The organism is Enterococcus sp. CSURQ0835 (genome assembly GCF_902706605.1).
Taxonomy (GTDB): Bacteria; Bacillota; Bacilli; order Lactobacillales; family Enterococcaceae; genus Enterococcus_A.
Genome location: NZ_CACSLH010000026.1, coordinates 28,322 through 42,450, shown reverse-complemented (window position 1 = coordinate 42,450; position 14,129 = coordinate 28,322). Strand labels below are relative to the sequence as shown.

12 protein-coding genes are annotated in these 14,129 nt (G+C 42.1%); 2 read left to right on the top strand and 10 right to left on the bottom strand.

Annotated elements, in window-relative coordinates:
• Positions 1 to 170 precede the first annotated feature (170 nt).
• Positions 171 to 548 carry a PTS sugar transporter subunit IIA gene (locus GVJ38_RS10590; protein ID WP_159723134.1) on the bottom strand — a complete coding sequence of 126 codons (378 nt, stop codon included), beginning with the start codon at positions 546 to 548 and terminating at the stop codon, positions 171 to 173.
• 154 nt (positions 549 to 702) lie between these two features.
• Between GVJ38_RS10590 and GVJ38_RS10585 the strand changes: the two genes are divergently transcribed.
• Together GVJ38_RS10585 and GVJ38_RS10580 are read left to right on the top strand one after the other, a co-directional pair.
• Positions 703 to 2,331, top strand: a complete 1,629-nt coding sequence (locus GVJ38_RS10585) for an ABC-F family ATP-binding cassette domain-containing protein (RefSeq protein WP_159723133.1) — start codon at positions 703 to 705, stop codon at positions 2,329 to 2,331.
• A 251-nt stretch (positions 2,332 to 2,582) separates the two neighbouring features.
• Positions 2,583 to 3,470: a LysR family transcriptional regulator gene (locus GVJ38_RS10580; protein WP_159723132.1), complete on the top strand. Its 888-nt coding sequence runs from the start codon at positions 2,583 to 2,585 to the stop codon at positions 3,468 to 3,470.
• A gap of 30 nt (positions 3,471 to 3,500) precedes the next feature.
• On the opposite strand, the gene GVJ38_RS10575 is transcribed toward GVJ38_RS10580, so the two are convergent.
• The 9 genes from GVJ38_RS10575 to gyrA form a co-directional block, all read right to left on the bottom strand.
• Positions 3,501 to 4,367 (bottom strand): DegV family protein, encoded by an 867-nt coding sequence (locus tag GVJ38_RS10575; RefSeq protein WP_159723131.1) that lies wholly within the window; start codon positions 4,365 to 4,367, stop codon positions 3,501 to 3,503.
• Between the two features lie 186 nt (positions 4,368 to 4,553).
• Positions 4,554 to 5,846, bottom strand: a complete 1,293-nt coding sequence (locus tag GVJ38_RS10570) for an adenylosuccinate synthase (RefSeq protein WP_159723130.1) — start codon at positions 5,844 to 5,846, stop codon at positions 4,554 to 4,556.
• 171 nt (positions 5,847 to 6,017) lie between these two features.
• Entirely contained in the window at positions 6,018 to 7,379 is a 1,362-nt protein-coding gene (dnaB, locus tag GVJ38_RS10565) for a replicative DNA helicase (protein ID WP_159723129.1), read from the bottom strand.
• A 90-nt stretch (positions 7,380 to 7,469) separates the two neighbouring features.
• Positions 7,470 to 7,922 (bottom strand): 50S ribosomal protein L9, encoded by a 453-nt coding sequence (gene rplI, locus GVJ38_RS10560; RefSeq protein WP_159723128.1) that lies wholly within the window; start codon positions 7,920 to 7,922, stop codon positions 7,470 to 7,472.
• 1 nt (position 7,923) lies between these two features.
• On the bottom strand, positions 7,924 to 9,888 hold the full coding sequence (locus GVJ38_RS10555; RefSeq protein WP_159723127.1) for a DHH family phosphoesterase: 1,965 nt from the start codon (positions 9,886 to 9,888) through the stop codon (positions 7,924 to 7,926).
• Positions 9,889 to 10,173: 285 nt separating this feature from the next.
• The gene (gene rpsR, locus GVJ38_RS10550) at positions 10,174 to 10,407 is read right to left on the bottom strand and encodes a 30S ribosomal protein S18 (RefSeq protein ID WP_159723126.1); all 234 of its coding nucleotides are present in this window, start codon (positions 10,405 to 10,407) and stop codon (positions 10,174 to 10,176) included.
• 18 nt (positions 10,408 to 10,425) lie between these two features.
• Complete coding sequence (ssb, locus tag GVJ38_RS10545; RefSeq protein ID WP_159723125.1) at positions 10,426 to 10,935, bottom strand: single-stranded DNA-binding protein; 510 nt, start codon at positions 10,933 to 10,935, stop codon at positions 10,426 to 10,428.
• 43 nt (positions 10,936 to 10,978) lie between these two features.
• Entirely contained in the window at positions 10,979 to 11,281 is a 303-nt protein-coding gene (rpsF, locus tag GVJ38_RS10540; RefSeq protein WP_159723124.1) for a 30S ribosomal protein S6, read from the bottom strand.
• A 361-nt stretch (positions 11,282 to 11,642) separates the two neighbouring features.
• On the bottom strand, positions 11,643 to 14,120 hold the full coding sequence (gene gyrA / locus GVJ38_RS10535; protein WP_442896051.1) for a DNA gyrase subunit A: 2,478 nt from the start codon (positions 14,118 to 14,120) through the stop codon (positions 11,643 to 11,645).
• Between the last annotated feature and the right edge of the window lie 9 nt (positions 14,121 to 14,129).

The window sequence follows — 14,129 nt, the reverse complement described above, 5'->3', positions numbered from 1 at the left end:
GTTATACAAAAGGCAGTAGGCCTTTATTTTTTTGGCTTTTTTTGAACTTACATATAGTAGAGTGTACAAAAAAGGCGTAGAAATTGGATTTCTACACCTTCTATGAATCTTTTGTCTACAGTCTGAGTGGAAGGGCCTGAAAAGGTCCTTCCACTTTTTTAATTTTCTCGCTACATGCTCCGAATCGCCGTCTTACTTTCTCTTTCTAATTCTGCAGCTAGCTCAGCAGCCCCTTCTTCACGGTTGGCCAGTGCCTGCAAGACCATTGGCAAGTTCGCGCCTGTTACAAGGTGTTGTTGTGCATCTTTCACGACGAGCCGGCTAGCATAATGAAAGGGCGTTCCACCGAAAATATCAACGAGCCATAAGATTTCCGTATTGTTCTGTTTTACTTTTTCCAAGGCCGTTTGAAAAACAACAGCCAGATCTTCTTGTTTCGCTCTTACACCAATCGTTTCTAACGCGGCTTGTTGTCCCATGATTGCTTGCGCGGTATCAGCTAAAGCCTTCGCAAAATCATCATGTCCCGCTATAATAATCCCAATCATATCCCCACGTCCTTTCGCATTTAGTCTAACTTATTTTAAAAGACAAGTAAATTGATAGTCATTTCCTTGAAAGTTTGGTTAGTCGCCTTTATAATGCAAAGAGATTTGTCATTTAAATGCAGCAGACAAAATAAGAAAAAAGCGAGGAAATTCATTGATTACAGTAAGTGATGTCAGTTTACAATTTTCTGATCGTAAGTTATTTGATGATGTAAATATCAAATTTACGCCCGGAAACTGTTATGGCTTGATCGGTGCGAATGGTGCCGGGAAATCAACTTTTTTAAAAATTTTAGCAGGTGAGATCCAACCAACGACTGGAAATGTGACATTAGGTCCAAATGAACGGTTAGCAACTTTAAAACAAAATCATTTTGATTATGAAGATCATACCGTCATCGAGACTGTCATCATGGGGCATGCGCGGCTTTATGAAGTCATGAAAGAAAAAGACGCCATCTATATGAAAGAAGATTTTTCCGATGAAGATGGGATCAAAGCAGCAGAACTAGAAGGCGAGTTCGCAGAATTGAATGGCTGGGAAGCTGAGCCAGAAGCGGCCGTCTTATTGCAAGGTTTGAACATTCCTGAAGAATTGCACCAGCAAAAAATGAGTGAGTTAACTGCGGGTCAAAAAATCAAAGTCTTGCTAGCCCAGTCACTCTTTGGCAAACCCGACGTCTTACTTCTAGACGAGCCCACCAATGGATTAGATATCCAATCTATCAATTGGTTGGAAGAATTTTTGATCAACTTTGAAAATACCGTAATCGTCGTCTCCCATGACCGGCACTTTTTAAATAAAGTGTGTACTCACATGGCCGATCTTGATTTTGGTAAGATCAAATTATATGTGGGAAATTACGACTTTTGGTTAGAATCCAGTCAGTTAGCTGCGAAATTAACGGCAGACTCTAACGCCAAAAAAGAAGAAAAGATCAAAGAGTTACAAGAATTTATCGCGCGTTTTTCTGCGAATGCCTCAAAATCAAAACAAGCCACTTCGCGAAAAAAAATGTTAGATAAGATCACCTTGGATGATATCCAACCTTCGTCTCGACGCTACCCATTCGTCCAATTCAAACCAGAACGCGAGATCGGCAATGATTTGTTGCAAGTCGAAAATGTCAGTGTCACCCTCGATGGTAAAAAGATCTTGGAAAATGTTTCCTTCACACTGAACAAAGACGACAAAGTAGCATTTATCGCTGAAAGTGATATCGTGACGACAACTTTATTCAAAGTGATCACCGGAGAATTGACTCCGGATACCGGAACTGTTCGCTGGGGCGTGACGACAAGCCAAGCGTATATGCCTAAAGATCCTTCTAGTGAATTCAATAATTCGTTGACGATCTTAGACTGGTTACGGCAATACGCCAGCAAAGAAGAAGATGACAATACGTTTTTACGGAGTTTCTTAGGACGGATGCTCTTTTCTGGTGATGAAGTCTTGAAGCCAGTCAATGTCTTGTCCGGAGGCGAAAAAGTTCGTTGTATGTTGTCAAAATTGATGTTGTCAAAAGCGAATGTTTTAGTTTTAGACGATCCCACCAATCACTTGGATCTCGAATCGATCTCAGCTTTAAATGATGGTTTGATCGCCTATAAAGGCTCATTATTATTTGCTTCTCATGACCATCAATTTATTCAAACGATCGCTAACCGAATCATTGCGTTGACAGAAAATGGCGTAGTGGACCGCAGCGAAACGACCTATGATGAATTTTTAGAAAATCCTGATGTCCAACAAAAATTAAGCCACTTATTAGTTGGAAATTAAACCACGCCTCTAGTTAAATACTCTCGTTTCTATCTCAACTAGCGAACTGCGACGTGAATTTTAAGCGTAAACTAAAAAATCGATCTGCTGACTGCGGATCGATTTTTTTATTTGCGGTGACTTCCTAGCTGACTAGATGAGTCATTTAAGTAGGATAATTATTTTTTATATGATAAAGTACTGCTATTCACTGACTTAGTTGCTTGATTAAATCAGTTTTATCCACAAGTGGAAAACAGGAGGATCTTTTGATGAATGTACGCGATCTCGAATATTTTCAACGGTTAGTCCAGGAAAAAAGTTTTACAAAAGTCGCTCAAGCTTTTCACGTCAGTCAGCCAACTGTGACGTATGCCATCAAACGTTTAGAAACTGAATTTGGTGCCGAATTGATCTACCGCGATCGTTCCCATAAAGCGGTCATCATCACACCAGCGGGCAAAATTTTAAATCTGCACAGCAAAGCACTTCTCAATGAACTTCAGATTGCAAAAGCTGAGATCGGAAGGCTGAAAGAAGAAACGATCGAATTTGGCTTGCCGCCAATCATCGGAAATTATTATTTCCCGAAACTGTCCGCTTATTTATTCAAGCACGACCTGATGAGCCATATCCATTTAGTAGATGGCGGATCACGGGATTTATTTACCCTGTTACGACGCGGAAAGATCGATCTAGCACTCTTAGGCTCCACGGAACCGATTCGTGATGATTCTTTGATCAGTGAGCTATTGGTGGAAAAACGCTTCATGATCGTAACGAGTCCTGATCATCCGCTTGCCAGCCGTAAAAGTGTGGCTTTTAATGAATTACAAGCGGAGCAATTCGTCTTGTTAAATGAACATTATGTGCATCCTGCTGCTTTTCAAAATTTTGCGCAACAAGCACATTTTACACCTAAGATCATCTATCAAAACAATGATTTGAATATTTTAAAAGGGATGATCAAAGAAAACGTCGGGATCGGTTTTTTAGCTGAACTGGCAATCAATCCCGATGATCATCTCGTGACATTACCGATTGAAGATTCACCACAAGTCAGTTTTTTGATCTCATTAGTGCAGCGCCAACAAGTTTTAGATTCTGTCTACCGCAAAAAAATCAGTCAGTTGATCCGACAACTATCGCAAAAAAAATAAGGTTGAGCCTGGAACAGCTCAACCTTATTTTTAATCCCGCCGCTTTCCACGCGTAAAGACTGCCACACACCCTAACCCAGTATGACTGGCAATCGTAGGTCCTAAGGGGAAGATCCGGATCTCTTTTGGTTGGATCTTTTGTTCGATCAATGTCTTTAATTCCTCAGCTTCTGCTTTAGCTGCACTATTCGTAATGAAAATCGATTGTTCACTAGGTTCTTGCGTCGCGGTTACAATCCGATCTGCTAAGAGCTGCAACGCTTTTTTGCGCCCGCGAACTTTTTCCGTCACTTCTAATTTCCCCGCTGGATCAACGTAAATGATTGGTTTGATGTTCATTAAACCACCTAAAACAGCGCTCGTTTTCGAGATTCGACCGCCGCGCTGCAAATGATTCAAATCATCAACTGTCACCCAATGTTGATAGGTCAGGCGATTTTCTTCTAGCCAAGTCAATTGATCGGCTAGACTCATTCCAGCTTGTTGGCGTTTAGCCGCTTCATAAACCATCAGCCCTTCGCCGCCACTAGCTGCCAGTGAATCAAAGACGTGGATCTGGGCTTCCGGTAGCTCTTCTTTCACAAGTTCAACAGCTTGGATCGCACTTTGATAAGAGCCGCTCAAACCTGATGAAAAACAAATATATAGCACTGGTACTTGTTGACTCGCATATTGTTTGAAAAATTCGACATAGCGTCCAACATTGACTTGTGAAGTCGTTGGCATCGCACCTTGTTTGATCTCTTCATAAAAATCATCGATCACAAAATCTTTACCTAAATCATCGACCAATTCTTTTCCGGCCACATCGACATGCATCGAAATAAAATCGACCTGGTTTTCTTTTAAGACTTGATACGGAATATCACAACATGAATCCGTTAAAATCTGATACATTTTTTACCCTCCAAGCTCTCCCATTTCTCTTCTATTTTACTCGATAATGTCACAATTGTCGTCACCTTTGACTAGAAAAGCTGGACAAACTCCGCAATTTTAGAACTGACACTACCCTATTTATTGGGGTATGCTACAAAAAAACGTTGAACAGCACTTTTTCTGTTCAACGCTCTTTGTGATTGTTTAGATCTGGGCCCAAACACTTTCCAAAATATTCGTTTGAGTCCGATCTGGTCCAACTGAAAAAGTTGAGATCCGGACACCGACTAATTCAGAAACGCGACGAACATAATTCCGCGCATTTTCCGGTAAGTCGGCTAATGTTTTACAACCGGTGATGTCTTCTTGCCAGCCAGGAAGTTCTTCATAGACTGGTTTGCAACGATTCAACTCTTTCAAGCTAGCTGGATAATGATAGATCAGTTCCCCATCTAATTCATACGCGGTACAGATCTTAACCGTCTGCAAGCCACTTAACACATCGATGGAATTCAAAGATAGATTCGTGATTCCTGACACGCGTTTTGAATGGCGCATCACGACTGAATCAAACCAACCAACCCGACGCGGCCGGCCGGTAGTCGTTCCATATTCATGACCGACTTCTCGAATTTGATCTCCAACTTCGTCAAATAGTTCAGTTGGGAAAGGACCATCACCAACACGTGAAGTATAGGCTTTACAAACACCAACGACTTTATTGATCTTAGAAGGTCCCACGCCACTACCAATCGTAACACCGCCAGCGACTGGATTAGAAGAAGTCACAAACGGATAAGTCCCTTGGTCGATATCTAACATGACACCTTGCGCTCCTTCAAATAAAACTCGTTTGCCTTCATCTAATGCATCATTCAAAATAACGGAAGTATCCGTCACGTATTGTTTGATCTCTTGACCATAGGCATAGTATTCTTCAAAAATATCCGCAAAATTCAACGGTTCACTGTCATACATTTTCGTAAATTGACGGTTTTTATCGGCTAAATTGATCTTCAAGCGCTCTTCAAAAATCTCTTTATCCAATAGATCCGCGATCCGAATCCCAACTCGAGCCGCCTTATCCATATAAGCTGGTCCGATGCCTTTGATCGTCGTTCCGATTTTATTTTCACCTTTCGCATCTTCTTGCAATTGGTCTAATTTGATGTGATACGGCAAGATCACATGCGCGCGATCAGAGATCCGTAAATTATCAGTGGCAACGCCTTTTTCGTGAAGGTAAGCCAATTCATTGACTAAAGACTTCGGATTGACCACGACACCATTTCCGATCACACTGATTTTATCTTTGTAAAAAATCCCTGAAGGAATCAAGTGTAATTTGTACGTCACATCATCAAACTTGATCGTATGCCCGGCATTGTCTCCACCTTGATAGCGTGCGATCACTTCAGCATTTTCACTGAGGAAGTCGGTAATCTTTCCTTTTCCTTCATCGCCCCACTGGGTACCTACCACTACTACAGATGACATCTGAACACCTCGTTTAATTTATTATTTATAATCCTGAACCATTGTATCAGGTCCGTGGGCTGCTTTCAAATGAAATTCGAATAATCATAATTATTTTTATCGAAATCACAGCAGATCACGAACATTATTTTAAAAAAGGTGCAAAATAAAAAAGAGAGCCGAAAACTCTCTTTAAAATTCATCCCGTGGTGTCAAAGAAGAAAATTTGTTGTATTCTTTGATGAACAACAATTCGACCGTTCCTCGGGCACCGCTTCGGTTTTTTTCGATGATGACTTCGATCACGTTCCGATTAGAAGCTGACTCTTCCTCTTCTTCGCCTTCACGTTCATAATAATCATCGCGATACAAAAACGCTACGATATCGGCATCTTGTTCGATCGAACCTGATTCCCGAATATCACTTAAAACCGGTCGTTTATCTTGCCGTTGCTCCACGCCCCGCGAAAGTTGAGATAACGCGATGATCGGAACTTTTAACTCTTTGGCTAATTTTTTTAGTTGGCGCGAGATCTCAGACACTTCTTGTTGCCGATTCTCACGACCAGTCCCTTCGATCAATTGCAAATAATCGATCAAAATCAAGCCGAGATTGCCTTTTTCTTTGGCTAATTTATGACATTTCGCTCGAATCTCTGAAACTTTGATCCCTGGTGTATCATCAATAAAAATATTTGCTCGCGACAAACTCCCCATGGCCACGATCAGATTTTGCCATTCTTCTTCCGATAGCTGACCGGTTCGCAAATGACTCGCTTCGATCGAACCTTCTGCACACAGCATTCGATTGACTAGAGATTCCGCCCCCATCTCTAAACTGAAAATGGCAACGGATTTATCCGTTTTTGTCCCGACATTTTGCGCGATATTTAAAGCAAATGCCGTTTTTCCGACAGCGGGCCGCGCAGCTAAAATGATCAACTCTTCAGCTTGCAAGCCAGCTGTCATTTTATCCAACGCGACATAGCCCGTGGGTAAACCGGTGATCGCCTCATTGTTGCGTGCCAGCTGATCGATATTTTCAATCGCGGTATTCAAGACATCACTAATGGCCAAAAAACCGCTCTTGTTACGTTTTTCTGAGACTTCCATGATCTCACGTTCAGCCGTATCTAAAATGCTCTCAACGTCACCGTCTTGCTCATAACCGGTAGTGACGATATTGGTAGCAGTTTGGATCAAATTCCGCAGCAAGGCTTTTTCTTCTACGATCTTCGCATAATACGAGACATTTGCAGCAGTCGGAACAGTTATAGCTAGTTCAGACAAATAACTCAAGCCACCGGCGTCTTCTAATAGATTATCTTGCTCCAGCTGCTCTTTGACCGTTACCACATCAATGGCTTCGTTGCGATCATTCAAATAAATCATCGCTTGAAAGATCACTTGGTGGCTACGGCGATAAAAGTCTTGCGGTTCTATGTATTCTCGGGCAGTGATCAACGCGTCGACATCTAACAAAATGGCGCCTAACGTCGATTGTTCTGCTTCGATATTTTGCGGCGGCACTCGATCTTGTAATAGTTCATTCATGCTGGCTCTCGCTCCTTTTCCGTCCACTTATTTTACAAAATCCCGAACCAAAATACAATAAAGGCCGAGGCATTTGCCTCAGCCTTTAATCTATTCTTCACTAACGTGGACTTTGATCGTCGCGATAACTTCCGGATGCAACTTAACGGGCACTTTCGTATACCCCATCGAACGGATCGGATTGGCTAACTCAATTTTACGTTTATCTAACTTCAAATCGTATTGTTTCTTTAATCCTTCTGCGATCTGTTTAGAAGGGATTGAACCAAACAAACGACCATCTTCACCTGCTTTGGCTTTTAATTCCACGACTGTTTCTTCTTTTTCCAAAAATGTTTTTAGTTCTTTGGCTTCAGCTAAAATTTCAGCTTCTTTTTTAGCCTGAGCTTTTTTTTGAGCTTGGAGTTCTGAGATGCTTCCTTTATTAGCCTCTTTAGCAAAATTATTTTTTAACAAATAATTTTGCGCATAACCAGTTGGAACTTCTTTGACGTCCCCTTTTTTACCTTTACCTTTAACATCTTGTAAAAAAATAACTTTCATTTTAATTGACTCCTTCCGACAATTGATTATGGATCGCGGCAAGCAATTTTTGGCGCGCTTGTGCGATTGTTAGATCTTTCAGCTGAACAGCTGCATTCGTAAAATGCCCGCCACCGCCTAATGCTTCCATGATCGTTTGGACATTGATCTTTCCCGAACTGCGGGCACTGATAGCAATCACACCATCATTACGCTTGATGATCACAAAAGCTGCATTGATATCCACCATTGAAAGCAAGGTGTCAGCTGTTTTCGCGGCGGTCACGCTATCATATTCTTTTTCATCACTGCCGCTTGCGATGACGATATCTTTAGAAATATATTCACTTTCGCCTACCAGCTTGCTGATCTCTAAATACGACTGGATATCAGTACTCAATAAGTATTGTACTAAAGAAGCATCCGCCCCACAAGTTTTTAAATAACTTGCGACATCAAATGTCCGCGCCGTAGTCCGAACAGCAAAGTTTTTCGTATCGACCGTGGTCCCCGCTAACAATAATGTAGCTACCATTTTCGTCATCTTCTGACGACTATTGCTTTCAAATTGGATCAACTCACTCACTAATTCAGAAGCTGAGGAAGCCGAGGATTCGATATACGTCAGTAACGGTTTAGTCGGAAATTCTTCCCCGCGACGATGATGATCGATGATCACGATATTATCAAATTGATCATATAATGCTTGGGAGATCGAAAGTGACGGCCGATGATAATCCACCATCACTAATAGATCATTCGGCTGCAGTTGCTTGATGGCAACTTCTGGCGAGATTAATAAATCTTTTAACTCTTCATCTTTGTGGATCACCGCTAAGCAGCGATCTACATCAGGAATCGTCTCTTGTTCATTAATGACTACATACGCTTTTTTTTCATGAAAACGCGCTAAACAAGCGACGCCGAATGCTGAACCAATCGCATCCATATCTGGAAAACGATGCCCCATGATATACACATCGCCGGTCTCTTTAAACGCTTTTTTTAAAGCGGTAGACATCGCACGTGAACGCACCCGTGTCCGCTTGACGGTACTAGCTGAGTTTCCGCCGTAAAAAACTGGTTTGGCCTTTTCACGAGCATCTTTGACCACCACTTGGTCACCACCACGAATCAAGGCAAGGTCTAGATTATTTTGCGCGGTCTCACCGACTAGTTCTAATGCTTGATCCCCATAGCCGATCCCCATACTGATCGTGATTGGGATATTTTCTTTTTCCGCTGCGGTTCGGATCTGCTCCAACAAATCAAACTTATACTGGATCATCTTTTCCAAATCTTCATGACGAGCAAAGAAGAAAAAGCGTTCCGCATTGATCCGTTTGTAAAAGACATGATAAGAATCCATCCAGTCAGAAATAATGGTCGTGATAAACGAATTTAAATAAGAGATCTCTTTATCATCGCGCCGGTCGATGGCATCATCATAATTATCAACGGAAACAAAACCGATTACCGTCTGTTGTTGCTGTTCTTTTTCATCTAATTCGATCTCTTTTGTAATATCGATAAAATAAACGATTTGCTTTTCTAAATTCAATTGAAACTGATATAAGACATCGCCGATCCGATAAATCGATTTGTTCTTTCCTGCTCGCTGGATCAATTCATTGATCATGTCTTGCTGATCTTCCAGTTGGAGATCCGCCACTTGATCTGCGATGTAAGGGTTCGTCCACGCAAAGCTAAAATCAGCTTGCCACACGATCACCCCAACTGGCATATCGACGGAAACAAATTCTAATGAATGTTCGGCGATCCGTGACGCTTGTTGGATCTTATGCCGGTTACTGATCTGGAGCCGGTGACGCTGAACGATCATTTGGGCTAAAAACAAACAATCAATCACAGCGACGACTAATGCTGTTATAAAATGAATCCGGATAATAAAAATAACCGCTAGTTGTACCAACAACAAAATAAAAAACAAAACGATTGGCAGCAGATGTTTAATCTTCTTATTCATTTATTTTCCTCCTGCTAAAGCAATTTTAGCATACCCAGCCCTAGCAAGCGAATTTAATTCTTGTTTCACGTGAAACAAACGCTCCCCCTCATTAGCCCTCACTGCTAACGGCTCACCTAGATGACAATTGAATCTGTTGTTTATCTCACTTGATTGTATCAGTAAAGCAGGAGAAGGTTATTTTGTTTTCAGCTTTTTTGATCGACTGTTTAACTATCGAGATTGATTAAATCAGTCGACAAAAAAAGCAGATAATCGAAAGTTCGACCATCTACTTTTATGATTTTATTCTTCAGATACGAAAGGTAGTAAGCCCATGATCCGAGCGCGTTTGACTGCAACAGTCAATTTACGTTGGTTTTTAGCACTAGTACCTGTTACACGACGAGGTAAAATTTTGCCTCGTTCTGAAATGAATCGTTTTAACAATTCGATATCTTTATAATCGATGTATTCGATATGATTTGCTGCAATATAGTCGACTTTACGACGTTTGCGGCCTCTTCTTTGTTGTGCCATTTCGTTTTCCCTCCTAGATTAGAATGGTAAATCATCATCTGAAATGTCGATTGAGGACCCACTGAATGGATCTGAATCTCGATCGAAGTCAGGCATCGTATTTTTTGCTGACTGAGAAGATTGATCAAAGTTGTTGTTGTTGAAATTGTTTGAGCTTTGGAAATTTGACTCTCCGCTGTTCTCACTGTGTTGACGCTGTTCACTTACATTACGCGATTCAAGCAATTGGAAATTATCCGCTACCACTTCAGTCACGTAAACACGTTGACCTTGTTGATTCTCATAATTCCGAGTTTGAATCCGCCCAGTTACCCCTAAAAGAGTTCCTTTGCGAGCATAATTTGCCAACGTTTCGGCTGATTTACGCCAAATGACGCAATTGATAAAATCTGCTTCACGGTTTCCACTTTGATTGGTAAAGTTACGATTAACCGCTAAGGTAAACGTCGCAACCGCTGTACCATTGGAAGTGTATCGCAAATCAGGATCTTTGGTTAAACGGCCAACTAAGACAACATTGTTAATCAATTGAAGCCAGCTCCTTTCTCGTCAATTGTTTCACGTGAAACAATTATTGTTCAATCTTAACGATCATATGACGAATGATATCATCATTGATCTTAGCAAGACGATCAAATTCATTGATTGCACTAGCATCAGCTGGCGCAGTCACATTGACGATATGGTAGATACCTTCACGGAAATCGTTCATTTCATATGCGAAACGGCGTTTTTCCCAATCTTTAGAATCGATAACTTCAGCTCCGTTATCTTTCAAGATCGTATCGAAACGTTCTACTAAAGCAGTTTTTGCTTCTTCATCAATGTTCGGACGAATGATGTATGTGATTTCATACTTCGTGTTTTGACTCATTGATTTTCACCTCCCTGTGGACTATAAGGCTCTTAGATTGCTAAGAGCAAGGAGAGCGATCTAAAATTAATAGACTACTCACAATTTTTCATTATACATCATTGAACGTTAAAAATCAATCGTTTCTTTGCTACTAATCTAAGATACGCACTTTAGCTCTATTTTACCTCCGTCTGATCTTAACCGAGTAAGAAAAGCTAAATGAACTTCCTCAGCTCCTAAAAAACAAATGGAGCAACAGGGCATTTTTTGCCATAAGTCTTCAGCTTATTTCTTCAGTGCTAGTTCGTGAAGCTAGACCTTTTTAGCCTTGTGTTCCCTTAGTCAAAAAAAGACTGGGATCACTCCCAGCCTCATTTGATTATTCAGTTGGTTCAGTCGATGACAGGTCTTCTGCTGGTTCATCGACTACTGTTTCTTCAACGATCGCCATAGTGACAACTTTGGAATCATTTTCCATCTTCATCAAACGAACGCCTAATGTTGCGCGCCCCGTTTGGGAAACACTGGCAACATTGAAGCGGATGATGACACCACGGTTTGTGATCAGTAAGATATCTTCGTCGCCATTGACAGTCGTCAGGCCAGCTAATGGACCATTTTTCGCGGTGATATTAGCTGTTTTGATCCCTTTTCCGCCTCGGCCTTTAACAGGATATTCAGCCGCTTTAGTCCGCTTGCCATAGCCGTTTTCGGTAATGACTAAGACTTCTTGATCAGGTTTCAAGACTGCAGCTCCGACAACGTAATCAGACGGCCGTAAACGCACGCCTCGCACGCCGCTCGCTGTTCGTCCCATATCTCTGACATCCGTCTCTTTAAAGGTCACAGAGTAGCCTAGATGCGTTCCTAGAATCAAATGCTCTTCGCCATTAGTCATCACGACATTCACCAATTCATCTTCTGCTTTTAGACTGATTGCGATTAGTCCGTTGCTACGGATATTTGAAAAGGCCGTTACACTCGTGCGTTTGACCGTTCCATTTTTCGTCACAAAGAACAAATAGTGGCCCGCTTCGGCTTGCCCGGTAACACCGATAATCGCTTGGATCGTTTCACTAGAATCGATCCCCAATAAATTGATGATTGGGATCCCTTTTGCTGTTCGGCCATATTCAGGAATCTCATAGCCTTTTGCCCGATAAACCCGTCCAGTATTCGTAAAGAACAACAACGTGTCATGAGTCGAACAAGCAGTCAAACTCTTAACGAAATCATCATCATGGATGCCCATTCCTTGCACGCCACGACCGCCACGGCGCTGTGCTCTAAATTCACTGGCCGCCACGCGTTTGATATAACCGTTATTCGTCAAGGTGATCACGACATCTTCTTCTTCGATCAGATCTTCATCTTCAAGACTCAAGACTTCACCGATCAAGAGTTCCGTCCGGCGAGCATCGCCAAATTTAGCAGCAATTTCGCCTAATTCGGTTTGAATGATTTCTTCCACTCGTTCAGGCCGAGCCAAAATATCTTCCATATCTTGGATGAATTTCAATAGTTCTTGGTATTCATGCTCGATCTTTTCCCGTTCCAAACCAGTCAACCGCCGCAAACGCATATCTAAGATGGCTTGTGCTTGTCGATCAGACAATTTGAATTGCTCCATCAACGTCGTTTTAGCGACATCATCGGATTCAGACCCTCGAATGATGCGAATGATCTCATCAATGTGATCTAACGCGATCCGTAGACCTTCTAAAATGTGAGCTCTGGCTTCAGCTTTTTTCTTATCGAAGATCGTCCGTCTAGTGATGACATGTTTTTGATGGGCGATATAATTTTCTAAAATCTGTTTCAGAGTCAAAATCTTCGGCACACCATTTTCAATCGCCAACATGTTGAAACTAAAAGAGGTTTGCAACGCTGTCATTTTGTACAGATTATTCAAAATAACCGAAGCACTGACATCGCGGCGGACATCGATCACGATTCGCATCCCTTCACGTGACGATTCATCACGCAGATCGGTGATCCCTTCCACTCGTTTATCACGGTGTAATTCAGAGATCCGTTCGATTAATTTCGCTTTGTTGACCATATAAGGCAATTCTGTGACTAAAATCCGTTCTTTGCCATTTTTTTGCTCTTCGATCTCGATGCGAGCCCGAACTGTGATCGAGCCTTTCCCCGTCTCATAAGCGCGTCGAATGCCTGATTTCCCCATGACTAGACCACCAGTCGGGAAGTCAGGTCCGGGAATAACTTCCAGCAAATCTTGCGTGGTCGCTTCAGGATTTTTCATCAGTAGATCGATCCCGGCAATCACTTCATTTAAGTTATGAGGTGGGATATTTGTCGCCATTCCCACCGCGATTCCCGTTGCGCCATTAACGAGTAAATTGGGAAAACGCGCCGGCAAAACATCAGGCTCTTGCTCGCTGTCATCGTAGTTGCCGTGGTAATCCACTGTATCTTTATTGATATCTCGTAGCATTTCCATCGCGATCTTACTCAAACGCGCTTCGGTATACCGCATCGCAGCAGCTCCGTCACCATCGACCGAGCCAAAGTTTCCGTGACCATCGACTAGCATATACCGATAACTAAACGGTTGTGCCATCCGAACCATCGATTCATAGATCGCACTATCGCCATGGGGATGGTATTTCCCCATGACATCCCCGACGATCCGGGCCGATTTTTTATGGGGTTTATCAGGTGTGACCCCTAATTCATTCATCCCGTATAAAATCCGGCGATGCACAGGTTTCAAGCCATCCCGCACATCTGGTAATGCCCGCGCTACAATAACACTCATCGCATAATCAATGAAGGATTCTCGCATTTCACTGGTTAGATTGACGTCATGAACATTTTCTCTCCGATCTTCCAAAATCGATCC

Bases quoted from the DNA above. Each gene is read 5' to 3' on its own strand.
- GVJ38_RS10590 (WP_159723134.1), bottom strand. From the start codon at position 548: ATGATTGGGATTATTATAGCGGGACATGATGATTTTGCGAAGGCTTTA.
- GVJ38_RS10580 (WP_159723132.1), top strand. From the start codon at position 2,583: ATGAATGTACGCGATCTCGAATATTTTCAACGGTTAGTCCAGGAAAAA.
- GVJ38_RS10575 (WP_159723131.1), bottom strand. From the start codon at position 4,367: ATGTATCAGATTTTAACGGATTCATGTTGTGATATTCCGTATCAAGTC.
- GVJ38_RS10570 (WP_159723130.1), bottom strand. From the start codon at position 5,846: ATGTCATCTGTAGTAGTGGTAGGTACCCAGTGGGGCGATGAAGGAAAA.
- dnaB (WP_159723129.1), bottom strand. From the start codon at position 7,379: ATGAATGAACTATTACAAGATCGAGTGCCGCCGCAAAATATCGAAGCA.
- rplI (WP_159723128.1), bottom strand. From the start codon at position 7,922: ATGAAAGTTATTTTTTTACAAGATGTTAAAGGTAAAGGTAAAAAAGGG.
- GVJ38_RS10555 (WP_159723127.1), bottom strand. From the start codon at position 9,888: ATGAATAAGAAGATTAAACATCTGCTGCCAATCGTTTTGTTTTTTATT.
- rpsR (WP_159723126.1), bottom strand. From the start codon at position 10,407: ATGGCACAACAAAGAAGAGGCCGCAAACGTCGTAAAGTCGACTATATT.
- rpsF (WP_159723124.1), bottom strand. From the start codon at position 11,281: ATGAGTCAAAACACGAAGTATGAAATCACATACATCATTCGTCCGAAC.